Origin of the sequence: Streptomyces naganishii JCM 4654, assembly GCF_014650575.1 — a bacterium.
GTDB classification, from domain to species: domain Bacteria; phylum Actinomycetota; class Actinomycetes; order Streptomycetales; family Streptomycetaceae; genus Streptomyces; species Streptomyces naganishii.
This window is the reverse complement of sequence record NZ_BMVF01000008.1, coordinates 218966-243530: the sequence shown is the minus strand read 5'-3', so window position 1 is coordinate 243530 and position 24565 is coordinate 218966. Positions and strand designations below refer to the sequence as shown.

Here is a 24565-nt window from a genome sequence, read left to right as displayed (position 1 = left end):
AATTACTTGAGATGGATGGCGGCGCACGGGGCGGCGGTGCCCGGTGTTCCCTACGTATTTAACGAGCTGCGTGTTACAAACATTCCCTACGCTAAAGAAAATTTTCGAACGTCTAACTACTGACCGGTAGAGGTTCATGGAACGACCGACCGGGACCGGTTGTGTTCGCAGCGTGACCGCCGGGACAATGGAAGCGATGAACGACGACCTCCCGGCGCTCGCCGCCCGCATCGACCGCACGAACGAGCTGCTGCAGCGCATGCTCGCCGAGGTGGCCAAGACGCCCTCGACCCATGCGATCTTCGTCGACGCGGGCTACCTCTACGCGGCCGCGGGACGTCTGGTGGCGGGCACGGAGGACCGCCGCGCCTTCGACCTGGACGCCGAGGGCCTCATCGACGCGCTCATCGACCGCGCCCGCACCATCTTCGCCGACAGCCGGCTGCTGCGCGTCTACTGGTACGACGGCGCCCGCCGCCGCATCCACACCGCCGAGCAGCAGTCGATCGCCGAACTGCCCGACGTCAAGGTGCGCCTGGGCAACCTCAACGCCAACAACCAGCAGAAGGGCGTCGATTCACTGATCCGCACGGACCTGGAGTCACTGGCCCGGCACCGCGCCATCAGCGACGCGGCCCTGCTCGGCGGCGACGAGGACCTGGTCTCGGCCGTGGAGGCCGCCCAGGGGTACGGCGCCCGGGTCCACCTGTGGGGCATCGAGGCGCCCGAGGGCCGCAACCAGGCCGAGCCGCTGCTGTGGGAGGTCGACAGCCAGCGCACCCTCGACCTCGACTTCTTCAAGCCCTACGTCTCCCGGCGCACCGCCGCCGCCTACGACGCGGCCGGCGGCACCCGGCCCACCCGCGACGACGTCCGCTTCGTGGGCGCCCAGATCGCCGCCAAGTGGCTCGCCGCACGCGGCCGGGACGCCCTCATGGAGCTCCTCCCCGGCCACCCCTACCTGCCGGGCTCGGTCGACCAGGACCTCCTCGTCGAGGCCGAGGGCCTGCTCCAGTACTCGCTGCGCGGCCAGGCCGACCTGCGCCGGGCCCTCAGGGACGGCTTCTGGGAGCACGTGCGGGCGCAGTACTGACGGCTGCCCGTACGTCTACTCGTGCGTCTGCTCGTACGTCTACTCGCAGGTCTGCTCCGGGACCGTGTCCCAGAAGGCGGCCAGGGCGTCGGCCGTGGCGAGGGGCTGGTCGCAGTTGGGGGAGTGCTCGGCGCCCTGGACGATCGTGCGGTGCGCGCCCAGCCGCTCGGCCATCCCGTCCAGCAGCGAGACCGGCCAGGTGTCGTCCAGCGCGCCCGACAGCACGTGGAACGGCAGCGGCAGGGCGGCGAGTTCGGCCACCCGGTCCGGCTCGGTGCACAACTGACGTCCGGTGGCGAGTAGTTGCGCCGGCTTGTTGCCCAGCCAGCGGCGGCGCAGGTCGTCGCGGTCGTCGAGGCCGGGGTCCAGTTCCGCGCCGGTGTCGGTCTCCTCGGGCGCGTCCATCGCCTGCATGGCGTCCCAGACCTGGGCCATCGACATCACCCCGAGCGCCTCCCGCAGCAGCTTCACGCGCTGCTGCTGCGACACGGAGATCTGCGCCGGCCCCGAGGCCATGAGGGTGAGCGAGACGAAGGGCGAGTGGTCGAGCAGCACGGCCGCACGGGCGATCTGGCCGCCGAGCGAGTGCCCGAGCAGATGCAGCGGGGTGCCCAGCGCCTCCGCCTGCGCGAGCACGTCACGGGCGAGTTCCTCCTGGGCGTAGGCCGACTCGTCGTGCTCGGGCCCGTCCGACTCGAACTGCCCCCGCCCGTCCACGGCCACGGTCCGGTACCCGCGCGCCGCGAGCGGCTCGTGCAGCGGGTTGAAGTCCTCCTTGCTCCCCGTGAACCCGGGCAGCAGCAAGGCGGTGCCGCGCGCCCGCGCACCGGGCGCGGCGGGCGCGTCGACCACGGCGAACTCACCCCGGGCGGTGGACAGCCGGTACGCACGGGCCCCGCGCGGCGGAACGAAGGTGGGCGGCCTGCTCATACGCCGAGATTATCGGTCCCCGGGGGCCGATGGCGCGGCGGGCGTCGGCGATTGGCCGGGGCCGGCCGGGGCGGGGGCGCCGGTACGGGCGGGGGCGTGAACGACCGACGGCCCGGTCCCACGTGAGGTGGGCCGGGCCGTCGGGTCGTACCGGGTCGGGCAGGGATCAGGCTTCCGCCGACTGTGCCGTCTGCGCCGCCTCGGTGGCCTTGGCCGTCGCCTTGCGGGTGCGGCGGCGCGGCTTGGCCTCGGCCTCCGGCTCGGCGGTGGCCTGCGCCGGGATCTCCGGGGCGACCGGCTCCGTGGCGGCGGCCTTGCGGGTGCGCCTGCGGGGCTTGGCCTCGGCGGCCTCGGCCGTGTCGGCGGTCGCGCCCTCGGCCGTGTCGACGGCGGTCTCGGCGGTCGCCTTGCGGGTACGGCGGCGGGGCTTGGCCTCGGCCTCCGGCTCCGCAGCGGCCTCGGTGACCTCGGGCGCAGTCGTCGCCGCCTTGCGGGTGCGGCGCGGCTTGGTCGCGACGGTCGCCGCGCCCTCGGCCGTGTCGACGGCCGTCTCGGCAGCGGCCTCGGCGGTGGCCGCGGTCTTCCGGGTGCGGCGGGGCTTGGCCTCGGCCTCCTCCGGAGCGTCCACCGTGGCGGTCGCGGCCGCCTTGCGGGTGCGGCGCGGCTTGCTCTCCGCGCCCTCGGCGGTCGCGGGCGCCTCGGCCGGTTCGGCCGTCTTGCGCGTACGGCGGCGGGGCTTGCTCTCGACGGCCTCGACGGAGTCGGCCACCGCCGCGGCGGCGCCGTCCTGCGCCTCGGCGGCCTGCGCCGGGATCTCGGGGGCGACGGCCTCCGTGACCTCGGCGGCCTTGGCGGCCACCTTGCGCGTACGGCGGCGCGGCTCGGCCTCGGCGTCCTCGGCCGCGGGGGCGGCCTCGGTCTCCGGGGCGGCGGCCTGCGCCGTCTTGCGGGTGCGCCGGCGGGGCTTGGCTTCGGGCTCCTCCGCGGCGGCCGTCCCGTCAGCGGTGTCCACGGCCGTCGCGGCGGCGGACTTGCGGGTACGGCGGCGCGGCTGGGCCGGGGCCTCCACCAAAGCCTCGGCGGCGTCGAGGGCGGGGCCCTCGGCCGTGATCACCGCGGCATCGGCGGCCTGCTCAGGCAGACGGTTGTCGTCGGACGCGGACGGCGCGGCCGCCTCGGCGCCCGTCACCGGCTGCGCCGGAACACCGCTCCGCATCCGCCGACGGCGGCGCGGGGTACGGCTGCCGGACTCATCCGAGACCGGCGAACCGGCCGACGGACCGTCAGACTCCGTACCGGGCACGGCAGTACCGGACTGCGCCGTACCGGATGCGCTGTCCGCGGCCGGGTCCAGCGGGGTCCCGCCGCGCGTACGGCGCCTGCGGCGCGGGGTGCGCGCCGGGCGCTCGAGGTCGCGGTCGCGCTCCGCCGGGCGGGCCTCGCCGCGGCCGCCACGGCCACCGCGTCCGCGCGCACCGCGGCCGCCGGTCTCGCCGAGGTCCTCGAGCTCCTCCGCGTCCAGCCCGGCGCGGGTGCGCTCCGAGCGCGGCAGGACGCCCTTGGTGCCCTCCGGGATGCCCAGCTCGGCAAACAGGTGCGGAGAGGTGGAGTACGTCTCCGGCGGGTCGTTGAAGTCCAGCTCCAGCGCCTTGTTGATCAGCTGCCAGCGCGGGATGTCGTCCCAGTCGACGAGCGTGATCGCCGTGCCCTTGGCGCCCGCGCGGCCGGTACGGCCGATGCGGTGCAGGTACGTCTTCTCTTCCTCGGGGGACTGGTAGTTGATGACGTGGGTGACGCCCTCGACGTCGATGCCGCGGGCGGCCACGTCGGTGCAGACGAGCACGTCCACCTTGCCGTTGCGGAAGGCGCGCAGCGCCTGCTCGCGGGCGCCCTGGCCGAGGTCGCCGTGGACCGAGCCGGAGGCGAAGCCGCGGCGCTGGAGCTGCTCGGCGATGTCGGCGGCCGTGCGCTTGGTGCGGCAGAAGATCATGGCGAGTCCGCGGCCGTCGGCCTGCAGTATGCGGGCGACCATCTCCGGCTTGTCCATGGAGTGCGCGCGGTAGACGAACTGCTTGATGTTCGCCACCGTCACGCCCTCGTCGTCCGGCGCGGTGGCGCGGATGTGCGTGGGCTGCGACATGTAGCGGCGGGCGAGGCCGATGACCGCGCCCGGCATGGTGGCCGAGAACAGCATGGTCTGCCGCTTCGCCGGCAGCATGTCGATGATCTTCTCGACGTCGGGCAGGAAGCCCAGGTCGAGCATCTCGTCGGCCTCGTCGAGGACCAGGCACTTGACGTGCTTGAGGTTCAGCTTCTTCTGCCCGGCGAGGTCCAGCAGGCGGCCCGGGGTGCCGACGACGACGTCGACACCCTTCTTCAGGGCCTCGACCTGGGGCTCGTAGGCGCGGCCGCCGTAGATGGACAGGACGCGCACGTTGCGCACCTTGCCGGCGGTCAGGAGGTCGTTGGTGACCTGGACGCACAGCTCGCGCGTGGGGACGACGACGAGGGCCTGCGGGGCGTCGGTGAGGGCCTCGGGGGCGGCGCGGCCGGCCTCCACGTCGGCGGGGACGGTCACGCGCTCGAGGAGCGGGAGGCCGAAGCCGAGGGTCTTGCCCGTGCCGGTCTTGGCCTGGCCGATGACGTCCGTACCCGTGAGGGCCACGGGGAGCGTCATCTCCTGGATGGGGAAGGGAGTGGTGATGCCGACGGCTTCCAGGGCCTCGGCGGTCTCGGGGAGGATCCCGAGGTCTCGGAACGTAGTAGTCAGGGTGCTGCCTCTTCTGTGTGCGCGGCACGAGGCGAGCGCGGGGGTCGTGTCTGACCGTGCCGGGGACGTCGGCGGCCGTGCGGGCTAACCGCTCGGGCCGGCCGTATGGCACGGGACCTCTGCCGACGCTCTAGGGTCTGTCCGCGGGACAGGCCCAGCGCTCGTACCGCTGAGGGTGTCCCTCCGATCGTCGTACGCACAGTGCCGTACGGTCAGGGAGGGCTGTCGGGTCGGAGCCGATCGGGCCACCGACCGGGCATCCTCATGCGTGCGGCCTGTCGGCGTACGTCACGTAACGTCGGCGTACTCAGCAGGCGCATTACCACCATACCCCGGAATCACGCACACGCGATGGCCGATTTGGTCACGTAGTCGTCGTCACACTGACTGACCAGGTCCTTCGCGGGCGTGGCAGGCGGGCTATTGTGCGCTCCATGACGAGCTCTGACAAGTCTGACAACGACTCCGCCGCACCCGCCGGACCCACCGGCATCGCCGCCCAGGGCTGGGCGACGGCCGCCGCCGACCCGCAGTACCGCGCCGCGGTCGTGGACCTGCTCGGCGCGCTCGCGTACGGGGAGCTGGCGGCGTTCGAGCGGCTCGCGGAGGACGCCAAGCTGGCGCCCACCCTCGCGGACAAGGCCGAGCTGGCGAAGATGGCGTCGGCCGAGTTCCACCACTTCGAGCGGCTGCGGGACCGGCTCGCGGAGGTCGGCGAGGAGCCGACCCTGGCGATGGAGCCGTTCGTGGCCGCGCTCGACGGCTTCCACCGGCAGACGGCGCCCTCGGACTGGCTGGAGGGGCTCGTCAAGGCCTACGTCGGCGACTCGATCGCCAGCGACTTCTACCGGGAGGTCGCCGCCCGGCTGGACTCCGACACGCGCGAGCTGGTCCTGGCCGTCCTCGACGACACGGGGCACGCCGGTTTCGCGGTGGAGAAGGTCCGCGCGGCGATCGAGCGGGACCCGCGCGTGGGCGGGCGGCTCGCGCTGTGGGCGCGGCGGCTGATGGGCGAGGCGCTGTCCCAGTCCCAGCGGGTCGTGGCCGACCGCGACGCCCTGTCCACGATGCTCGTCGGCGGCGTCGCCGACGGCTTCGACCTCGCCGAGGTCGGCCGGATGTTCTCCCGGATCACGGAGGCCCACACGAAGCGAATGGCCGCCTTGGGCTTGGCGGCGTAGCCCAACTACGGGCGCGGGCGGCGGGCTCGCGGGGCCTGGCATCGCGCGCTGCGGGCGCCGGGCCTGCACCGCGCGCTGCGGGCGCCGGGCTCGTCGGGCCTGGCACCGCGCGCGCCTCACGGCGTCGTCGGTTGCCATGGCTCCGCCATGGCGCGCCCTCGTCCGGGCGGGTCGGGGCTGACGCGGGCCTGGGCGGGCTGACGCGGGCATGGGCGGGGCTGACGCGGGGCCCGGGCTGGGCTCTTGGTGGCCTGCCCTCCGTCCTGCGTGGCTCCGTCCTGCGTGGCTCCGTCCTGCGTGGCCCCGCCCGGCGTGGGCTCCGTCCCGCGTGGCTTCAGCCCTCGTCGGCGCGGAAGGCCTCGGCGGGAGGGCGAGAGGCGGCGGGAGCGCGGTCAGCGTGGTTGTGTCCGCCGGTGGTTGTGCCCGCCGGCTTCCCGGGACAGTCCCGCGGCTGGGCGGCCGAGGACGTTCGGGCTTCCGGGGCCGCGCGGGGCGGGGCGTGGGCGCCCTCACGGGGCCGTGGGCTCACGGCGTCCGGTGGGGGCGACGGGTCAGGCCGGGGCCGATCGTCGGCGCAGTCTTCCCGCGGGGCGAAGCAGCAGGGAAAGCGAGGCGGCCGAGACCACCGCGGCGCCGAGCAGACCCGGCAGCGCGCTGCCGGACCCGAGCGCACTGTGGGTGACGAAGTCACCGAACAGCGCGCCCGCCACGCCGGTGGACAGCACCAGCGGCCGCGCCGGCAGCCGGTGCGAGAGACGGTGCAGCGCCGCCCACGCGAGCAGGACACCGAGCACAGCGGAGCCGAACGCTTCCAAGATCATCACGGGTCCCTCCCAGACGGCCGGCCGGTGCTCACGGTCGTAGCCCGTCATACCCCTGACCTGCGGAACACAACCCTTCCCAGAGGCTGTTTGTGAACCGCCCGTGCGGGAAAACACGAGGGCCCGGCGGTCATGCCGCCGGGCCCTCGCCCACTCTCCGGTCCGCGTGCCGCGTGACTACAGCGCGCCGAAGCCCACCTTGCGCGGCGCCGGCTCGCCGAGCTCGACGTAGGCGAGACGCTCGGCCGGCACCAGCACCTTGCGTCCGTGCTCGTCGACGAGGGTCAGCAGCTGCGACTTCCCGGCCAGCGCCTCGGCCACCGCCCGCTCGACCTCCTCGGCACTCTGACCGCTCTCCAGAACGATCTCGCGGGGCGCGTGCTGCACGCCGATCTTGACCTCCACGGCTATGTCCCTCCGACGGTCAGTGAAGTGCGCGGCCTGCCGCGCCGTACCCAGCAAACATTAGCCCGGTGAGGGGACGAACACGCTCCGCCGAAGAACGCCAGGAGCGAACACCCGGCGGGAACAAACCCTCCCCGCCCGGCCCGCACCGCTCAGTGCTGCTGCTCCGTGCCGTGCAGCGGGAAGCCGGCGATGCCCCGCCACGCGAGCGAGGTCAGCAGCTGCACCGCCTGGTCGCGCGGCACACTGCGGTCGCTGTGCAGCCAGGACCGGGCCACCACCTGCGCGAGTCCGCCCAGCCCCGAGGCGAGCAGCATCGACTCCGCGCGGGACAGCCCCGTGTCCTCGGCGATGACGTCGCAGATCGCCTCGGCGCACTCGTTGGTGACCTTGTCGACGCGCTCGCGCACCGCGGGCTCGTTCGTCAGGTCCGACTCGAAGACCAGCCGGAAGGCCCCGCCGTCGTCCTCCACATAGGCGAAGTAGGCGTCCATCGTGGCCCGCACGCGCTGCTTGTTGTCCGTCGTCGAGGCGAGCGCGCCCCGCACGGACTGGATGAGCGCCTCGCAGTGCTGGTCCAGCAGCGCCAGGTAGAGGTCGAGCTTGCCCGGGAAGTGCTGGTAGAGCACGGGCTTGCTGACCCCGGCGCGCTCGGCGATGTCGTCCATCGCCGCCGCGTGGTAGCCCTGCGCCACGAAGACTTCCTGGGCGGCGCCCAGCAACTGGTTCCGTCGGGCACGGCGCGGCAGGCGCGTGCCTCGCGGGCGTGCCGCCTCTGTCTGCTCGATGGCTGTCACGCCGCCTCCCAATGTCGTCCACATGCGGTGTGCGCCGCGCCGCCATCGTACTTTTCGGTAACCGTGCTGTGCGCGGTGCGAGCGCAGAATTTCACGGACCGGACGGCGGCGAAACCGGCGCAGACGGTTTCGAACCCCTGCAAGCCGGACATAGCCAGGCTTCGCTCCTGCTCAGCCGCGGTCCCCTCCACGCGCCGCCGGGCCCCTCACCGGTAGTCGTCCTCGTCGAGCGAGACGACCCGGGCCTGCTCGATGAGGTCGGCCTCGTTCGCGCGGTCCTTGTCCGCGTCCGTCACGGGTTCGTCGTCCTCCGGGGCGATCTCCGCGTGCTGCTCCACGGCGTCGTTCTCCGGGGCCTCGACGTCGATCTCCGTGACCTCCTCCTCGTCCGCGAACGTCTCGGGATCGGTGGGGTCGAATGCCATCGCTGGGCTCCCTTCCTACGGATGTCCCTGGATTCCCTTGGAGAGGCAGGGTCCACATGCGGGTGCCCTCTGTAAGAGCGTAGGAGACACCCGAAGTGGACGCCATGCGATTCGTGTGACGGCGGACACACGAACCACTACGTGATCGTCTCGTAACATTGCCGCATGTCTTCGACCGAGCTGCCCTCCGTGCCGCCCGCCAACGTACTTCCCAGGGTGGCGCCCATCAGGGTCGAGGAAGGCGAGCGGCTGCGGTCGGTCGAACTGCCGGGGATCACGCTCTCGGTGCGCTCCAGGCCGCCCGCGCGGGAGGGCCTGCCGTCCGCGCTCTACGTGCACGGGCTGGGCGGCTCGTCCCAGAACTGGTCGGCGCTCATGGCGCTGCTCGACGACGTCGTGGACGGCGAGGCGGTCGACCTGCCCGGCTTCGGCGACTCGCCGCCGCCGGACGACGGCAACTACTCCATCACCGGGCACGCGCGCGCGGTGATCCGCTACCTGGACTCCGCCGGCCGCGGGCCCGTCCACCTGCTGGGCAACTCGCTGGGCGGCGCGGTGTCCACGCGCGTCGCCGCGCTGCGGCCCGACCTCGTCCGCACGCTCACCCTCGTCTCGCCCGCCCTGCCGGAGCTGCGCGTGCAGCGCACCGCCGTGCCGACCGGGCTGCTCGCGGTGCCCGGCGTGGCCGCGCTGTTCACCCGGCTCACCCGGGAGTGGACCGCCGAGCAGCGGGTCCGCGGGGTCATGGCCCTGTGCTACGGCGATCCCGCGCGGGTTTCGCCGGAAGGCTTCCGCAACGCCGTGCAGGAGATGGAACGGCGGCTCCAGCTGCCGTACTTCTGGGACGCGATGGCGCGCTCCGCGCGCGGGCTGGTGAACGCGTACACGCTGGGCGGCCAGCAGGGGCTGTGGCGCCAGGCCGAGCGCGTGCTCGCGCCCACGCTCCTCGTCTACGGCGGCCGCGACCAGCTCGTCGGGTTCCGCATGGCCCAGCGGGCCGCCCGGCGCTTCCGCGACTCCCGCCTCGTGACCCTGCCGGACGCGGGCCATGTGGCGATGATGGAGTATCCCGGTACGGTGGCCACGGCGTTTCGTGAACTGCTGGTGGAGGCGGGAGAGTTGGACACGGTGAGAGCGAAGGGCGGTCGTGCTCCCGCCGACACCGGCGGCGACACGTCCGGCGCGGGCACGGGAGGCTGAGGGGCGAGGTGGGACGCCACAGCCGCCGCGGGCCGGTACCCAAGGGCACCGCGGACACAACCGCAGGACGAGGCAGCCGCGAGCGCGGCCGGGACGACCGCGACCCGGACGGCAGCGACCCGGACGGCCGGGGCGCGCGGGTCGCGACCCAGGGCGCGGAGCGCCCCCGCGGCGAGAACTGGGACACCGCGGGCACGGTGCCCCCAGCCCGCCCTCAGCCGTCCCGCACGACCCCACCCCACGGCACCCCCCGCCTCCCGGACGGCACCCCGGCCCACGGCGTCCCGCGGCTGCCCGACGGCACCCCGGCTCATGGCATGCCGCGTTTGCCCGATGGCACTCCCGCGCGGGGTATCCCGCGTTACGACGGCGGGACCCCTGCCGGTGGCGTCCCGCGCTTCCCTGACGGCACGCCCGCGCACGGCATGCCGCGGCTGCCCGACGGCACCCCGGCTCACGGCATCCCCCGTGCGCGGGGTGGGCATCCCGAGCAGTGGGAAGCCGGGGGCGGCTGGGGGCGGCTCGGTGCCGGCGGGGGAGTCGGCGTGCCCGGGCAGGGTGGCAACTTCGCCGGGGCCGCGACCCCGTTGCGGCCCGGGGTTCCCTTCCCGCGGCAGCGGCAGGCGCCCCCGGAGGGCCCGCGCCCGGACTACCTCGACGCCTTCGACCGGGACGACGAGGACGGCGAGGACGACGACGTCTTCATGCCCCGGCCGCGCGGCACCGCGCGCGCCGTGGACGTGTCCGCGCCCCCCGCCGAGCGCGGCCCGGAGACGGCGGAGACGGAGGCCGGTGACGGCGCCGCGCCGCCCGCCGGCGCCCCCGCGCCGGGCAAGGGCGCCAAGGGCCGCGCCTTCACGGGCATCGCGGCCGCCGCGGTCACGACCGTGCTCGCGGTCGTGGTCGCCGGACAGGTCGCCGACGGCCGGACCGGCGCCGACGCCCGCACGCAGGCCGCCACCGACCAGGGCGGCGACCTCCGGGCCTTCGCCGGCGCGGACGGAGCGGACCCGTCCCCCTCACCGGCGCCGAGCGCGACACCGCTGACGTACGACCAGCAGATGAACGCCAAGTATCCGCTGAGCCCCACCCTCAAGGGCCCGGGGAAATTCGAGACGGTCCCGGGGGCCGCCAAGGCGCCCGGCAAGGGGCAGAAGTTCACCTACCGCGTCGACGTGGAGCAGGGCCTTGAACTCGACGGCCGGCTCTTCGCCGACGCCGTGCAGAAGACCCTCAACGACGACCGCAGCTGGGCCCACGGCGGCGCGCGCACCTTCGAGCGCGTCCCCTCGGGCAAGGCCGACTTCGTGATCACGCTCGCCAGCCCCGGCACCACCGCCACCTGGTGCGCCAAGTCCGGCCTGGACACCACCGAGGACAACGTCTCCTGCGACTCGGCCGCCACGGAACGCGTCATGATCAACGCCTACCGCTGGGCGCAGGGCTCGAAGACCTACGGCGACAAGATGTTCGCCTACCGGCAGATGCTGATCAACCACGAGGTGGGCCACCGCCTGGGCCACGGCCACGTCAACTGCGAGAAGAACGGCCAGCTGGCGCCGGTGATGCAGCAGCAGACCAAGTTCCTCGACCACGACGGGATCCACTGTCTGCCCAACCCCTGGCCCTATCCCGGGAGCTGACGGGCGACTCCAGGATCGCCTCGGCATGTGCCTCCACGAACATCTCCGTGGAGGCCGCGCCCGGCAACTCCTGGCCGCCCCCGGCGGCGCCGGTGGCCACGGCGTGACGATGCGTGTCCGATTGATGTCCTAGCGCGACGAAACGCGGGCCGCACGGGAAAGTTACGACCGTTCACCCCTTTTGGTGGTGCGACGGACAACCGTCCGTCGCACCACCGCCATGTCCGCATACCTTCGTCCCGCTGTGAGCCGCCGACACCACGGCGGCTCTCCGGACAGGAGGAGATCGGGGGTGCACGCGTGCGCATCGGATTGGTGACGGAAGGTGGCTATCCGTACGTGAGCGGTGACGCCGGGCCCTGGTGCGAACGGCTCGTGCGCGGGCTCGAGCAGCACCAGTTCGACCTGTACGCGCTCAGCCGCAGCCGGCGTCAGGAGGACGGGGGGTGGGTCCCGCTCCCGCCCCAGGTCGGCCGGGTCCGCACCGCACCCCTGTGGACGGCCGAGGACGACGGAGTGGTGCACGGCCGCCGTGCGCGCCGCCGCTTCGCCGAGTGCTACGGCGAACTGGCGGCCGTGGTGTGCACGGCGGACCGCGACGACCCCCGCGGCCCCGGCCACCCCGCCGGCCTCGCAGACCCCAGCGGCCTCGCAGACCTCCGGGACCTCGGCGACTCCGGCGCGCACGACGACCGTGCGGGCGGTACGGATGATCAGGCGGACCGTTTCGCCAGCGCGCTGTACGGGCTCGCGGAACTCGCCCGCGACGAGGGCGGCCTGGCCGGCGCGCTCCGCTCGGAGAGCGCCGTCCGCGCGCTGGAACGCGCCTGTCGTGCGCCCGGCGCACCGAGTGCGGCACGCGAGGCGCGCGTGCCCGATCTGCTCGCGGTCGCCGCCCACCTGGAACGCGCCCTGCGCCCCCTTTCCCTCGACTGGTACGAGGACGACGGCCTCGGCGCAGCCGACCTCTGCCACACGGCGGGCGGCGGCACGGCGGCCCTGCCCGGACTGCTCGCCCGCCACTTCTGCGGCGTCCCCCTCCTCGTCACCGAGTACGGCGTGCACCTGCGCGCGCACTACCTCGCCACCGGCGCCGAGACCACAGCCCCGGCGGTACGGTCCCTGCTCGCCGCCTTCCACCGCGCCCTCGCCGCCGAGGTCTACCGGCGCGCCGCCGTCGTCACCCACGGCAACGCGCACGCCCGCCGCTGGCAGGAACGGTGCGGCGCCGACCGCGCCAGGCTGCGCACCGTGCACCCGGGCATGGACGCGGCGCCCTTCGCCGAGGCCGGCGAGTCGCCCGAGGCCGCCGACCCCGCCACCTTGGTCTGGGTCGGCCGGATCGAGCCCGCCAAGGATCTCGTGTCCCTTCTCCACGCCTTCGCCGAGGTCCGCGGGCAGGAGCCCGGCGCCCGGCTGCGGATCTTCGGCACGGCGGCCGGCCCCGACGCGGCGGCCTACCTGGGGCACTGCCGAGCCCTGGCCGCCCAGCTCTTCCCCGACGAGGCCGACGGCCCGCACACCGTCGGCGACAACCCGGTGTCCTTCGAGGAACTCGGCGGCCCGGAGGCCCCGACCCTCGCGGACGCCTACGCCTCGGGCGCCGTGGTCGTGCTGTCGAGCGTCGTCGAGGGCTTACCCGTCAGCCTCGTCGAGGCCATGTTCTGCGGCCGCGCCACGGTCTCCACCGACGTCGGCGCGGTCGTGGAGGTCATCGGCGGCACCGGCCTGGTGGTGCCGCCCCGCAACCCGAGGGCGCTCGCGGACGCCTGTGTGGCGCTGCTGCGCGACCCGGAGCGCCGCGCGCGCCTGGGTGCCGCCGCCCGCGCCCGCGCGCTCGAACTGTTCACCGTCGAGCAGAACATCGCGGCGTTTCACGGCATTTACCTCGAGATCGTCTCGCACTGCCCGGTGCGGCGCGTCCTTCTCGACGGCAGCGGAGAACCCCTTCCGTTCGCCACCCCTGCCGAGGCACACGTGCCCGGCCACTGGACCGCCCCCGCCGCCCCCGCCCGGACGCCCGGCCCTGCGGTCGCCGCCCCGGCCAGGACCGCCGTCCCCGCACGTGCCCCGGAGGCCACCCGATGAGCGATCTGGCGGACCACGGCCGCTCCGCCGTCGCGCCCCGGCGCGGCGCCGCCGACCCGGTGAAGACGCTGATGCACCACCACCGCGAGCTGTGCCGGCGGGCCGTCGATCCGATGGAGATCGCGGCGGGACTGGAGGCGCACGGCGTCACCGACCGCACCGCCGCCCGCTTCCGCCACCGCGACGTCTTCTCCCTCGCCGAGGAGATGTACGCCCGCTCCTCCCACGACGACGCCGTAACCCCGCACCCGGAGAGGACCGGAGCCCCCCGCCTGGCCCCGGACCAGGTGCTGCTGAGCCTGCTGCCCGGAGCCCTGTGCGCGGCTGCCGTGGCCGGACTGCACCTCACCGGCGGCCGCACCCGCCTGGCGGTGGCCGCGGCCGGCGTCCTCGCCGTGGCCCTCGGCGCACGCGCCGCCCTGCGTCACGGCCCGCTGAGCACACCCGGGCACACCCCGCCCGGCACCTCCGCGCCCGGAACCCGCGCCGCCACGTACTGGCTGCTCGCCTACGCCCTCCTCGGCGACGGCCTGCTCGCGGCCACCGTCGCGGGCGGGCCCGACGGACTGCCCGACGGCACCCGGGCCGGCGCCTGGCCCCTCACCACCGCCCCCTTCCTCGCGCTCGCCCTCGCCTGCGCCCCGGCGGCCTGGACCGCCCACCTCTTCACCGCCCGCGCCCGGCGCAGGCTCGCCACCAGCCGCGGTCTGGAGGAGTTCACCGCCGTCGTACGCCCCCTGCTGCTCGGAGCGTTCGGCCTGTTCCTGTGCGCGCTCACCGCGCTGCTCGCCGCCTGTGCCGCGGTCCTGCACGAACCCGCCGGCTACGCCCAGGCCCTGGCACTCGGCGCCCTCCTGCTGCTCGCCCGCCTCCTCGTCACGCACGGCTTCACCCACGCCCCGGCCGTCGCCCTCGGCGCCGCCGCGGCCGTCGAGGCCCTGGCCCAGGCCACCGTCCTCGCCGGCCGCCTGCCGGGCTGCGGCCCCCTCGCCGGTCCGGTCGACACCCTCGTGACCGCCCGCGGCCCGGGCGCCGTGCAGGCACTGGCCTGCGCGGCCGCGGCCCTGGCCCTCCTGGCCCACGCCAACCGCACGCTGACCAGGGCCTCGGCGCACGCGCGACCGGAGGAGCAGCAGTGACCGGCCCAGGGACCCCCTCGCACCCCCCGCACCCTCGCGTCTCCCACCGCACGCCCCGCCGCCACCGGCGAGCGTCGGCCGCCGGAGCCGGCACACCCAAGGCCACCCCACGGCCCCCCGTACGCGCCCCTCACCCGGCCCGAGCGGCAGGCGCACCCCGTGTCGCCGCGCCGGCCGGAGACCCCGGCCGCACCGCCGGAGCCGGCCGCACCACCCCCTTGAAGGAGAACACCAGATGACCACCGCCCGATCCGGAGCGTCCGGAGCATCCGGAGCCACCGGAGCGCACACCCCGGGAGCCGCCCGATGAGGGTTCTGCTGATCGGAGCCGGCGGATACCTCGGCCGTTTCGTGGCCGACCGTCTGCTCGCCGACCCGGCCGTCCAGCTCACCGCGCTCGGCCGCGGCGACGACGCCGACGTCCGCTTCGACCTCGCCACGGGCAGCCCCGGCGCGCTCACCCGTTTCCTGGACGCGGTCCACCCCGGAGTCGTCGTCAACTGCGCCGGCGCCACCCGCGGCGGGGCCCGCGAGCTCACCCGGCACAACACCGTCGCCGTCGCCACCGTCTGCGAGGCCCTGCGCCGCAGCGGCTGCGGCGCCCGCCTGGTGCAGATCGGCTGCAGCTCCGAGTACGGACCGAGCCAGCCCGGCTCCTCCACGGCCGAGGACGCGGTGCCCCGACCCGGCGGCCCGTACGGCGTCAGCAAGCTCGCCGCCACCGAACTCGTCCTCGGCTCCGGCCTGGACGCCGTGGTGCTGCGCGTCTTCTCACCCGCCGGGCCCGGCACCCCGGCGGGCTCACCGCTCGGCCGGCTCGCCGAGGCCATGCGCCGCGCCATGCAGTCCGGCGACGGCGAACTCAAACTCGGCGGGCTGGGCGCCCAGCGCGACTTCGTCGACGTCCGCGACGTGGCCCGCGCCGTCCACGCCGCCTCCCTGTCCGCCGCGCAGGGCGTCATCAACATCGGCTCCGGCCGCGCCGTCCGGCTCCGCGACGCCGCCGCCACGCTCGCCCGTGTCGCCGGATACGGAGGCACCCTCCACGAACTCGACGGCCCGCCCGGCGGCCACCTCAGGCCCGCCATCGGCCACCCCCGCAGCGACCCGGACCACCCGGCCCCCGTCGCGTACCCGTACCCCGACGGGTGCGGCAGCTGGCAGCAGGCCGATGTGCGCACCGCACGCGACCGGCTCGGCTGGCGGCCCAGGATCAACCTCGAGGAGTCCCTCGCCGACATCTGGATGGAGGCGGCATGCCGCATCTGATCAGCACCAGGGCGGGCACCTCCAGCACCGGCGTCCGCACCGGCCTCGGCGTCCCCGGCTGCGCCCACCCGTTGCTGGCCGCCGCCGAGTGGGACGCGCTGGCCCGCACCGGGCCGCCCTTGCACTGGGTCGTCCTCGACGTCGCCGGCGGCCCGGGTGTCCAGCCCGACCCGCACTGCCTGGACGCGGCCGGGCGGCTGCGCAACGCCGGCGTGCGCGTCCTCGGCCACCTGGACACCGCGTACGGCACGCGTCCCTTCGCCGAAGTGATCGCCGAGGCCCACCGGTACCTCGAGTGGTACCAGGTCGACGGCTTCCTGCTGGAGCACTGCCCGGCCGACCGCGCCACGCTGCCCCAGGTCCGCCGTACGGTCGGCGCTCTGCGTGCGCTGCGTGAGGATGCCCACATCGTGCTCGGCCACGGCACCCACCCGCACCCGGGCTACGCGGAGACCGCCGACCAGCTGGTGACCTTCCGCGGTCCGTGGCGCGACTACCGCTGGTCGCAGGTCGCGGAGTGGACCGCCGACCACCCGCCCGAGCGTTTCTGCCACTTCGTGCACGGTGTCCCGCGCGGGCACCTGGACGAGGCGCTGCGCATCGCCCGCTGGCAGGGCGCGGCGACGATCTGGTTCACCGACCGCACCGATCGCGGCGGCAGTGCGGACCCCTGGGAGGCCCTGCCCGGCTACTGGGACGACATCGTCTCGCGCATCGGAACGGGTGTCTCGGAATGAAGAAGGCCGTGGCAGTGTTACGGAGAGAACAACCGTAGTGATAGACCGACCAACGGAGTCCCCGTGTCGCTGCCACCCCTGGTCGAGCCGGCCCCCGAGCTCACCGTAGACGAGGTCCGCAGGTACTCCCGCCACCTGATCATCCCCGATGTGGGGATGGACGGGCAGAAGCGGCTGAAGAACGCCAAGGTGCTGTGTGTGGGCGCCGGCGGCCTGGGTTCGCCGGCGCTGATGTACATGGCCGCGGCCGGTGTGGGCACGCTCGGCATCGTGGAGTTCGACGAGGTCGACGAGTCGAACCTGCAGCGCCAGGTCATCCACAGCCAGGCCGACATCGGCCGCTCCAAGGCCGAGTCGGCCCGTGACACCGTCAAGGGCATCAACCCGTACGTGAACGTGATCCTTCACGAGGAGCGGCTCGAGGCCGACAACGTGATGGACATCTTCAGTCAGTACGACCTGATCGTCGACGGCACGGACAACTTCGCGACCCGCTACCTGGTCAACGACGCGTGCGTGCTGCTGAACAAGCCGTACGTGTGGGGCTCGATCTACCGCTTCGACGGCCAGGCGTCCGTCTTCTGGTCCGAGCACGGCCCCTGCTACCGCTGCCTCTACCCGGAGCCCCCGCCCCCCGGCATGGTTCCCTCCTGCGCCGAGGGCGGCGTGCTCGGCGTGCTGTGCGCGTCCATCGGCTCCATCCAGGTCAACGAGGCCATCAAGCTGCTGGCCGGCATCGGCGAGCCGCTGGTCGGCCGCCTGATGATCTACGACGCCCTGGAAATGCAGTACCGCCAGGTCAAGGTCCGCAAGGACCCCAACTGCGCGGTCTGCGGCGAGAACCCGACCGTCACCGAGCTCATCGACTACGAGGCCTTCTGCGGCGTCGTCTCCGAGGAGGCCCAGGCGGCGGCCGCCGACTCGACGATCACTCCCAAGCAGCTCAAGGAGTGGATCGACGACGGCGAGAACATCGAGATCATCGACGTCCGCGAGCCGAACGAGTACGAGATCGTCTCCATCCCGGGCGCCCGGCTGGTCCCGAAGAACGAGTTCCTCATGGGCACCGCCCTGGAGAGCCTCCCGCAGGACAAGAAGATCGTCTTGCACTGCAAGACGGGTGTCCGCAGTGCGGAAGTCCTCGCCGTGCTGAAGTCCGCGGGCTTCTCCGACGCCGTGCACGTCGGCGGCGGCGTCATCGGCTGGGTCAACCAGATCGAGCCCGAGAAGCCGGTCTACTGAGCCAGGGCTCGTCACGACTCCCCGACGGCGGGGGTCTCGCGCACCGCGGGTGCACGGGGCCCCCGCCGTCGTCATGAGCAGACCTTGCCGTCCTTGGGCACCGTGCCGTTGAGCAGATAGGCGTTCACCGTCGAGTCCACGCAGTCGCTGCCGCTGCCGTACGCGCCGTGGCCCTCCCCCTTCCAGGTGAGCTCCACACCGACCCCCCTGCCGAGTCCGTCCGCCATCTTCCGGGCGCCCTCGTAGGGTGTCGCCGGGTCCCCGGTGTTGCCGACCACGAGGATCGGCGCCGCGCCCGCCGCGCCGACCAGCGGGTGGTCGTACTGTCCGGCGACCGGCCAGTCGTGGCACCAGCCGGCCGTGTCCCAGCCCATGAAGTCGCCGAACACGGGCGAGACCTTCTCGAACTCGGGCAGCAGCCGCCTGGTCTGTTCCGGCGTCGGCCGCTGCTTGTCGTCCAGGCACGATATGACCCGTTGGGAGTGGGTCGTCGTGCCGTAGTGGCCCGAGGCGTCACGGTCGTTGTAGGCGTCGGCCAGCGACAGCAGGCCGCTGCCGTCCCCCTTCTCCGCGGCGTCCAGCGCGCCGGTCAGCGTGGGCCAGTTGTCCTTGCTGTAGAGCGGCAGCACGATGCCGGTGAGCGCCAGCGTCTGCGACAGCCTGCGGCCCGAGACGGTGGAGAGCGGCTTGGCGTCGATGCGCTTGAGCAGGGCGGCGATTCTCCTCGAGCCCTGCGCGGGGTCTTGTCCGGTGGACTTCAGGTAGTCGTCCAGCGCTCGCTGGAAACCCCTGGTCTGGTTCAGCGCGTGGCCGACCGAGTCGGCGGTCGGGTCGACGACCGCGTCCAGGACCATCCGCCCCACGTGTCCGGGGAACAGATGGGCGTAGACGCCGCCGAGTTCGGTGCCGTAGGAGATGCCGAAGTAGTGCATGCGCGTGTCGCCGAGGACCTGGCGGATGAGGTCCATGTCCCGGGCGGTGTCGGTCGTCGAGACGTGTGCCAGCAGTTTGCCTGCGGCCTTGGCGCAGCCCTTGCCGAAGTCGACGGCGTCCTGGAGGTAGGCGCGCTCCTCGGCCGGGGTGTCGGGGGTGGCGTCGACGGATTCGGCGGCCTGGATGCGGCGGTCGCTGCGGCAGCGCACGCCCTCGCTCCCGGCGACCCCGCGCGGGTCCCAGCTCACCAGGTCGTAGTGCTGTCGTAGGTCGCCGGCCACGGCGGCGTACGACGGCATCGTGGCCACGCCGGAGGCACCGGGGCCGCCGAAGTTGAACAGGAGCGATCCCGCGTGCTCGCCCGTGGCCCTGGCCCGGATGAGGGAGAGGCCGATGGTCTCGCCGCCCGGCCGCGACCAGTCCAGGGGCACCTTGATCCGCGCGCACTGCCAGTCGCCGCCCGGCGCTGCGGACGTGGAAGTGGTCCTGCAGTGGCCCCACGCCAGGCGCTGCGAGGTGAGAGAGGCGGGCAGGTCCGAGGAGGCCGTGCCCTTCGACGTCGACGAGGCCGTGGCCGAGGGATCGGTCCGGCCCTTCCCCTCGGCACCGGTCCCGCCGGACGATCCCCCGCTGCACCCGGCCAGCAGCACCGCGGCGGCGGCCGCGGCCGCCCACTGCGTCACCCGCGACATGGCTTCCCCCTCACTGCTCCGCGGATCGGCCGCGGAAAGCGATGGGGCCATCGTAGGCGGAACGAGGCCCACCGGTACCGGCCTGTGGATAACGCTTTGACCTGCGGGTTTGCCTGCCGGGGCGAGGTGAGTGGCGGACCGCTGACGGCTGGGTGAACCGGTCCCGGCTACGTGCAGACCGTTCCGGTCGGGGGCACCTTTCCGTCGAGCAGATAGCCGTTCACCGCGTTCTGCACGCACGGGTTCTTGCTGTCGTACGCCCCGTGCCCCTGGCCCTTGTACGTGAGCTCCACGGCGACGCCCGGGCCCAGTGCGTCCACCATCTTCTTCGCGCCCTCGTACGGCGTCGCCGGGTCGCCGGTGTTGCCCACGACCAGGACCGGCGCGGCGCCGCGTGCGTAGACGTCGGGGTGGTCCGCCGCGCCCGGCACGGCCCAGTCGGTGCAGCTGAGCATGCCCCAGGCCAGGAAGTCCCCGAACAGCGGCGAGGCGGCGCGGAACTCGGGCAGCTTCTGCTGCACGTACGCCGTGTCGTAGCGCTGTTTCTCGTCCGAGCAGTTGATGGCGACGTTCGCGGCGCCGATGTTGCTGTACTCGCCGTTCTCGCTGCGGCCGTTCATCGCGTCGGACAGCAGCATGAGGATCCTGCCGTCACCGGCGTAGGCCTGCTGCAGTCCCTCGGTCAGCGGCTGCCACAGCTCCTTGGAGTACAGGGCCTGCGCGATGCCGTTGGTGGCGGCCGTCTGGGTCAGCCGGCGCGGGAAGACACCCGGGATCGGCTTGCTGTCCAGGTCCTTCAGCAGCTTCGCGATGCGGTTCTCGACGTCCTGCACGCTGTCGCCGACGGGGCACTTGGTGCTCTTCGAGACGCAGTCGCGGGCGTAGTTGTCGAGGGCGAGCTGGAAGCCCTTGGCCTGGCCGAGCGAGGCCTGCTCCGGGTTCTGCGTGGGGTCGACGACCGCGTCCAGGACGGCCCGGCCCACGTTCCGGGGGAACAGGTGGGCGTAGACGCCGCCCAGTTCGGTGCCGTAGGAGATCCCGAAGTAGTGGAGTTTCCTGTCGCCGAGGACCTGGCGCATGAGGTCCATGTCGCGGGCGGCGTCGGTGGTGCGCACGTGCGGGAGGATCTTCGCGGAGTTCTTCTCGCACGCCGTGTTGAACTGCTTGGTGTTGTTCAGGAACGCGCCGCGCTCGGCGCTGTCGTCGGGCGTCGCGTCCTGCTGGAAGTATTGGTCGAGCTGTGCGTCGCTCTCGCAGAGCACGCCGGCGCTGCGGCCCACCCCGCGCGGGTCGAAGCTCACCAGGTCGTAGCGGGTGCGGAGTTTGGCGTAGTCCTGGCCGACCGCGGGCAGCGTGCTGACCCCGGAGCCGCCCGGGCCGCCGAAGTTGAAGATCAGCGAACCGATGCGCGTGCCGGGCCCGCTCGCCTTCGCCCTGATCAGCGCGATGCCGATGGTGTCGCCCTTGGGCTTGTTCCAGTCCAGCGGGGCCCGCATGGTCGCGCACTGCCAGGTGCCGCCGCCCGGCAGCGGCGACGGCGCGTCTCCGCCGCCCTCCGAGGCCGATGGGGGCGGACAGCCCTTCCAGTCCAGCTTCTGAGCCGCCAGATCCCCGCCCTTGGCGCTTCCGCCCCCGCCCCCGCCGCAGCCGGCCAGAACGGCGGACAGCAGGGCGGCGGTTGCGGTCAGGGAGGCGGCACGCAGCCCGCGGCGGTTGTGCATACGTCCATCCTCACGCCGCGTGCGGTCTCCCGCGCGGGACGCGGGCCGACCGGAGTACCGGGAGCCCGCCCGCGCGAACCCCCGGGCTCCTTACAGCGAGCCCTTGCGCGTCAGGTGGTTGAAGGCCAGCCAGCCCGGCAGCACCGGCAGCCACAGGGTCAGCAGCCGGAACATGAGCACCGCGGGCGCGGCCACCTCCTTGGGCAGCCCCACGGCGATCAGGCCCACGGTGAGGGTCGCCTCGACCGCACCGACCCCGCCCGGGGTGGGCGCGGCCGAACCGAGCGCGTTGCCCGCGAGGAAGACGACCGCGACGCTGGCGATGCTCAGGGAGGTCGACTGGTCGCCGAAGGCCCGGATCGAGGCATCCAGGCACATCACGAAGCAGAAGGTCAGCAGGAGCATGCCGCCGATGCCGGTGACGAGCTTCTGCGGCCGCTGCAACACGTCGAGCATGCGCGGCACGACGCCCGCGAAGAGCGAGCGCACGCGCGTGACGACGAACTTGCGCATGAACGGCACCGAGGTGACCACCAGCACGAGCACCGCGACCGTCAGCAGACCCGCGATGACGGTGCGGGAGGGCGAGAGCGACGGCGTCTTCTCGGTACCGGTCAGATAGCCGAAGGACAGCAGCATCAGGATGTGGCAGCCGAGCCCGAACAACTGCGAGGCGCCGACACTGGCCACCGCGAGCCCCGGCCGCACGCCCGCGCGCTGCAGGAAGCGGGTGTTCAGCGCCACACCGCCCACCGCGGCCGGCGCGACGATCTTCACGAACGACCCCGCGACCTGCGCTCCCACGGTCCGCACGAACGGCACCCGCTCCGGCACGAACCCCAGCAGCGCCATGGCCGCGGCCACGTAGCTGAGCGCCGAGAACAGCACCGCGGCCACCACCCAGCCCCACTGCGCGTGGGCGAAGAGCGTGCCGAACTCGATGTGGGTGAGCTGGGTCAGCAGGTAGTACGCGCCGATCGCGCCCGCGATGAAACTGATCAGCGTGCGCGGCCGCACCCGCTCCAGCCGGGCCGGCTCGACCGGGGCCTGCGGCCGGATGCGCAGCACCTGGTGGCGGATCTGGGTGAGCAGGTCCTCCTCGCGGGCCTCCTCCACGGCCTCGTCGATGGCCCGCTTCTCCGCGCGCGCCTCGGCCCGCTCCGTCTTCTTGTCCTTCTTGTCCGGCTTTTCGGGCCGCTCGAGTCGCGCCAGGGCGGTCGAGCCGGTGGTCTCCGCTGCCGCCTGCTCCAGACGGGCGTGCTTGTCCTGCCGGGACGCCTCCAGGACCGCCTCGCGCTCCCGCTGGGCCCGCTCCCGGGCCAGCCGGCGCAGGGTCGCGCGGGTGGACCGCGTCAGCGCGATGGGCTGGAGCATGGGCAGGCAGTCGGCGACCGCGTCGGGCCCGAGGACCTCCAGCGCGGACTCCACGGCGCGCTCGGCGCCCACCCTGAGACCGAGCGTCGTCACCAGCTGGGCGATGTCCATCCGCAGCAGCAGGTCGCCCGCGGCGATCTCACCGCCGCGCAGATCGGTGAGGATCACCCTGCGGGAACGATCCACCAGAATCGCGTCGCCCGCCAGCCTGCGGTGCGCGATGCGCCGCGACTGCAGCGCGCGCACCTGCTGCCAGGTGTGGCGCAGCAACTCGTCGGTGATCTCCTCGTCCGCCAGCGAGTCCAGGGTGCGCCCGCCGGTGTGCTCGTAGACGAGCATCACGGCGTCGGGGCCTAGTTCGGAGGTCGCGATCAGCTTGGGCGCGTTGGCGCCGGCGGCGATGGCCGCGTAGGCCAGGAGGGCCTCCTGCTCCAGGGCCTGGCGCAGCGACTGGAGGCTGCTGCGGGTGGCGAAACCACGCAGGGTGAGGTTGCGCCACACCCGGTAGAAGAAGCCCTGCGCCTGCTGTTCGCGGTCGACCACCGTGACGTCCAGCGGCGGGCCGTCCTCCAGGGTCACGAAGTAGCGCCGGCCCCGGTCGGCGGTGTCCGCGGTCTCCGCCGCCTCCTCGCGGGCCGCGCTCACGGGGCGGAAGCCCACGGTCCGCAGGCCGGCCATCAGCGTCCGTCCCGTGGGACGCACGTTCGGCGAGCCGACCGCGTACAGGGTGCCGTAGGCGATGGTCCAGCCGATCAGCACCGTCAGGATGATCGAGAACGGCGTCGTGTAGCCCGTCACCAGCATCGAGAAGGCGTCGAGCATCAGCACGATCCACAGCACCGCGCGCCACCGCGGTCTGCGCGACATGCCGACGGCCGTCATGTACGCGATCACCGGGGCGAGGTAGCCGTGCACGGGGTCGGTCAGCGCGTGGATGTCGCCGGGGGAGGGCTGGGTGAGCGCCTCCTGGATGGAGTGCGGGGCCCCCTTGGCGACCCACAGGTCGGTGGCGAGCGTCACCCCGTGCGCGAGGACCGCCGCGAGCACGCCGTCGGCGATCCGCAGCCCGTCCCGCTTGATCAGCCGCTCGATCGCGAAGGCGACCGGCACCAGCAGGATCGCGATGCTCGAGGCCAGCCCGGCGATCTTGATGAGCAGGTCGGGCGCCTGACCGGTGCCCTTGTTGATGTCCTGTTCGAGGCCCGAGGTGGTGCCGTGCGCGAACGCGGCGATGGCCAGCAGCACGCCGATGGCGAGCAAGCCCACCAGCAGCCGCATCAGGTCGGAGGGGCGGTGCACGCGCGCGGGGAGCAGCGGCTCGTCGCCCTCCACCTCGTCGATGTGCGTCACATCGGTGCCCTCGCCCGGCTTCCCCTCCGGCTCAGGGGCCTTGCCGTCCTTCTCGTCGGCGCCGTCGGTGCCGGGGCGCGAAGAAACCCCAGAGGTGCCCTCCGCGCCGTCGGGGTGCACTCCCTGCTGCCTCATGGTCTCTTCTTGGTCTCGTATCACCGGTCACTGCCCGCACGATGGTGGCATGCCCCACCGACACACAGGGGCATCAGGGTGCATATGCGGGGGCGCACAGTCTGCCCGAAGCGCCGCCCCGGGGCGAGACCGCGCTCCGTCACGCGCGGGTCGCACTGTCGGTGGGGTGGGGCAGGATGGGGCGGATGAGCGAAGTGAGCCTTCCGGACGACGGCCGCGCGGAGCCCGCCGACGCGCTGCCGGAGTACGCCGAGCGGGTCCTCGAGGTCGCCGAACTGATCCCGCCGGGTCGCGTCATGACGTACGGCGACGTGGCCGAGTGGCTCGCCGAGGGAGGCCCGCGCCAGGTCGGCCGGGTCATGTCCCTGTACGGCGGGGCCGTGCCCTGGTGGCGGGTGGTGCGCGCCGACGGGGTCCTGCTCCCGGGCCACGAACTGCGCGCGCTCACCCGCTACCGCACCGAGGGCACCCCCCTGAGGGAGGCCGGCAGAGCGGCCGAGGGCCACCTGCCGCGCCTCGACATGAGGCGCGCCCGGTGGGACGGCGGCGAACGTGCGCAGGGTCACACCTGACAGCTTCCGCCATCCGGCGGGGCTGAGGGGAGCCCGTGGCCCGTACGG

The 24565-nt window shown here is 73.6% G+C and carries 19 protein-coding genes; 10 read left to right on the top strand and 9 right to left on the bottom strand.

The genetic code is table 11. The annotated features are described in order from the left end of the window. Positions 1-187: 187 nt before the first annotated feature. Entirely contained in the window at positions 188-1093 is a 906-nt protein-coding gene (locus IE217_RS17310) for an NYN domain-containing protein (protein ID WP_190178858.1), read from the top strand. A 39-nt stretch (positions 1094-1132) separates the two neighbouring features. On the opposite strand, the gene IE217_RS17305 is transcribed toward IE217_RS17310, so the two are convergent. Further along, a complete protein-coding gene (locus IE217_RS17305; RefSeq protein ID WP_190178761.1) occupies positions 1133-2023 on the bottom strand; it encodes an alpha/beta fold hydrolase in 891 nt (296 codons plus the stop codon). Positions 2024-2189: 166 nt separating this feature from the next. Next, positions 2190-4700 (bottom strand): DEAD/DEAH box helicase, encoded by a 2511-nt coding sequence (locus tag IE217_RS17300; protein ID WP_190178760.1) that lies wholly within the window; start codon positions 4698-4700, stop codon positions 2190-2192. Between the two features lie 527 nt (positions 4701-5227). Here IE217_RS17300 and IE217_RS17295 point away from each other — a divergent pair. After that, the gene (locus IE217_RS17295) at positions 5228-5974 is read left to right on the top strand and encodes a ferritin-like fold-containing protein (protein WP_190178759.1); all 747 of its coding nucleotides are present in this window, start codon (positions 5228-5230) and stop codon (positions 5972-5974) included. A 551-nt stretch (positions 5975-6525) separates the two neighbouring features. Here IE217_RS17295 and IE217_RS17290 read toward each other — a convergent pair. From IE217_RS17290 to IE217_RS17275, 4 genes are all read right to left on the bottom strand, one after another. Continuing rightward, positions 6526-6795: a hypothetical protein gene (locus IE217_RS17290; RefSeq protein WP_190178758.1), complete on the bottom strand. Its 270-nt coding sequence runs from the start codon at positions 6793-6795 to the stop codon at positions 6526-6528. 177 nt (positions 6796-6972) lie between these two features. Continuing rightward, on the bottom strand, positions 6973-7200 hold the full coding sequence (locus tag IE217_RS17285) for a DUF3107 domain-containing protein (protein WP_189705270.1): 228 nt from the start codon (positions 7198-7200) through the stop codon (positions 6973-6975). Between the two features lie 152 nt (positions 7201-7352). After that, positions 7353-7997 carry a TetR/AcrR family transcriptional regulator gene (locus IE217_RS17280; RefSeq protein WP_190178757.1) on the bottom strand — a complete coding sequence of 215 codons (645 nt, stop codon included), beginning with the start codon at positions 7995-7997 and terminating at the stop codon, positions 7353-7355. Positions 7998-8203: 206 nt separating this feature from the next. Next, entirely contained in the window at positions 8204-8422 is a 219-nt protein-coding gene (locus IE217_RS17275; RefSeq protein ID WP_190178756.1) for an Rv3202a family protein, read from the bottom strand. Between the two features lie 165 nt (positions 8423-8587). On the opposite strand from IE217_RS17275, the gene IE217_RS17270 reads away from it, so the two are divergent. The 7 genes from IE217_RS17270 to moeZ all read left to right on the top strand — a co-directional run bounded on the left by IE217_RS17270 (position 8588) and on the right by moeZ (position 17740). Next, positions 8588-9622, top strand: a complete 1035-nt coding sequence (locus IE217_RS17270; RefSeq protein ID WP_190178755.1) for an alpha/beta fold hydrolase — start codon at positions 8588-8590, stop codon at positions 9620-9622. Between the two features lie 8 nt (positions 9623-9630). Beyond that, on the top strand, positions 9631-11265 hold the full coding sequence (locus IE217_RS17265; protein WP_190178754.1) for a DUF3152 domain-containing protein: 1635 nt from the start codon (positions 9631-9633) through the stop codon (positions 11263-11265). 300 nt (positions 11266-11565) lie between these two features. Next, complete coding sequence (locus IE217_RS17260) at positions 11566-13353, top strand: DUF3492 domain-containing protein (protein ID WP_190178753.1); 1788 nt, start codon at positions 11566-11568, stop codon at positions 13351-13353. Next, the gene (locus tag IE217_RS17255) at positions 13350-14492 is read left to right on the top strand and encodes a hypothetical protein (RefSeq protein ID WP_229865352.1); all 1143 of its coding nucleotides are present in this window, start codon (positions 13350-13352) and stop codon (positions 14490-14492) included. The genes IE217_RS17260 and IE217_RS17255 overlap by 4 nt, the downstream gene beginning before the upstream one ends. A gap of 306 nt (positions 14493-14798) precedes the next feature. After that, positions 14799-15761, top strand: coding sequence for an NAD-dependent epimerase/dehydratase family protein (locus IE217_RS17250; RefSeq protein ID WP_190178752.1), 963 nt, complete (start codon positions 14799-14801; stop codon positions 15759-15761). Next, complete coding sequence (locus tag IE217_RS17245; protein WP_190178751.1) at positions 15749-16498, top strand: spherulation-specific family 4 protein; 750 nt, start codon at positions 15749-15751, stop codon at positions 16496-16498. The genes IE217_RS17250 and IE217_RS17245 overlap by 13 nt, the downstream gene beginning before the upstream one ends. 63 nt (positions 16499-16561) lie before the next feature. Continuing rightward, the gene (gene moeZ / locus IE217_RS17240) at positions 16562-17740 is read left to right on the top strand and encodes an adenylyltransferase/sulfurtransferase MoeZ (protein WP_190178750.1); all 1179 of its coding nucleotides are present in this window, start codon (positions 16562-16564) and stop codon (positions 17738-17740) included. A gap of 71 nt (positions 17741-17811) precedes the next feature. Here moeZ and IE217_RS17235 read toward each other — a convergent pair whose 3' ends face one another. The 3 genes from IE217_RS17235 to IE217_RS17225 all read right to left on the bottom strand — a co-directional run bounded on the left by IE217_RS17235 (position 17812) and on the right by IE217_RS17225 (position 23945). Beyond that, positions 17812-19365 (bottom strand): alpha/beta fold hydrolase, encoded by a 1554-nt coding sequence (locus tag IE217_RS17235; protein WP_190178749.1) that lies wholly within the window; start codon positions 19363-19365, stop codon positions 17812-17814. A gap of 167 nt (positions 19366-19532) precedes the next feature. Then, positions 19533-21086, bottom strand: a complete 1554-nt coding sequence (locus IE217_RS17230; RefSeq protein ID WP_190178748.1) for an alpha/beta hydrolase — start codon at positions 21084-21086, stop codon at positions 19533-19535. Positions 21087-21176: 90 nt separating this feature from the next. Next, a complete protein-coding gene (locus IE217_RS17225) occupies positions 21177-23945 on the bottom strand; it encodes a lysylphosphatidylglycerol synthase domain-containing protein (protein WP_190178747.1) in 2769 nt (922 codons plus the stop codon). Between the two features lie 185 nt (positions 23946-24130). Between IE217_RS17225 and IE217_RS17220 the strand changes: the two genes are divergently transcribed. Further along, a complete protein-coding gene (locus tag IE217_RS17220; protein WP_190178746.1) occupies positions 24131-24517 on the top strand; it encodes an MGMT family protein in 387 nt (128 codons plus the stop codon). Positions 24518-24565: the final 48 nt, after the last annotated feature.

Excerpts from the sequence above, each read along its gene's own strand:
- IE217_RS17230 (WP_190178748.1), bottom strand. The coding sequence starts at position 21,086 with ATGCACAACCGCCGCGGGCTGCGTGCCGCCTCCCTGACCGCAACCGCC.
- IE217_RS17295 (WP_190178759.1), top strand. The coding sequence starts at position 5,228 with ATGACGAGCTCTGACAAGTCTGACAACGACTCCGCCGCACCCGCCGGA.
- IE217_RS17275 (WP_190178756.1), bottom strand. The coding sequence starts at position 8,422 with ATGGCATTCGACCCCACCGATCCCGAGACGTTCGCGGACGAGGAGGAG.
- IE217_RS17290 (WP_190178758.1), bottom strand. The coding sequence starts at position 6,795 with ATGATCTTGGAAGCGTTCGGCTCCGCTGTGCTCGGTGTCCTGCTCGCG.
- IE217_RS17310 (WP_190178858.1), top strand. The coding sequence starts at position 188 with ATGGAAGCGATGAACGACGACCTCCCGGCGCTCGCCGCCCGCATCGAC.
- IE217_RS17270 (WP_190178755.1), top strand. The coding sequence starts at position 8,588 with ATGTCTTCGACCGAGCTGCCCTCCGTGCCGCCCGCCAACGTACTTCCC.
- IE217_RS17235 (WP_190178749.1), bottom strand. The coding sequence starts at position 19,365 with ATGTCGCGGGTGACGCAGTGGGCGGCCGCGGCCGCCGCCGCGGTGCTG.
- IE217_RS17220 (WP_190178746.1), top strand. The coding sequence starts at position 24,131 with ATGAGCGAAGTGAGCCTTCCGGACGACGGCCGCGCGGAGCCCGCCGAC.
- IE217_RS17245 (WP_190178751.1), top strand. The coding sequence starts at position 15,749 with ATGCCGCATCTGATCAGCACCAGGGCGGGCACCTCCAGCACCGGCGTC.
- IE217_RS17300 (WP_190178760.1), bottom strand. The coding sequence starts at position 4,700 with ATGACGCTCCCCGTGGCCCTCACGGGTACGGACGTCATCGGCCAGGCC.
- IE217_RS17255 (WP_229865352.1), top strand. The coding sequence starts at position 13,350 with ATGAGCGATCTGGCGGACCACGGCCGCTCCGCCGTCGCGCCCCGGCGC.
- IE217_RS17225 (WP_190178747.1), bottom strand. The coding sequence starts at position 23,945 with ATGAGGCAGCAGGGAGTGCACCCCGACGGCGCGGAGGGCACCTCTGGG.
- IE217_RS17250 (WP_190178752.1), top strand. The coding sequence starts at position 14,799 with ATGAGGGTTCTGCTGATCGGAGCCGGCGGATACCTCGGCCGTTTCGTG.
- IE217_RS17305 (WP_190178761.1), bottom strand. The coding sequence starts at position 2,023 with ATGAGCAGGCCGCCCACCTTCGTTCCGCCGCGCGGGGCCCGTGCGTAC.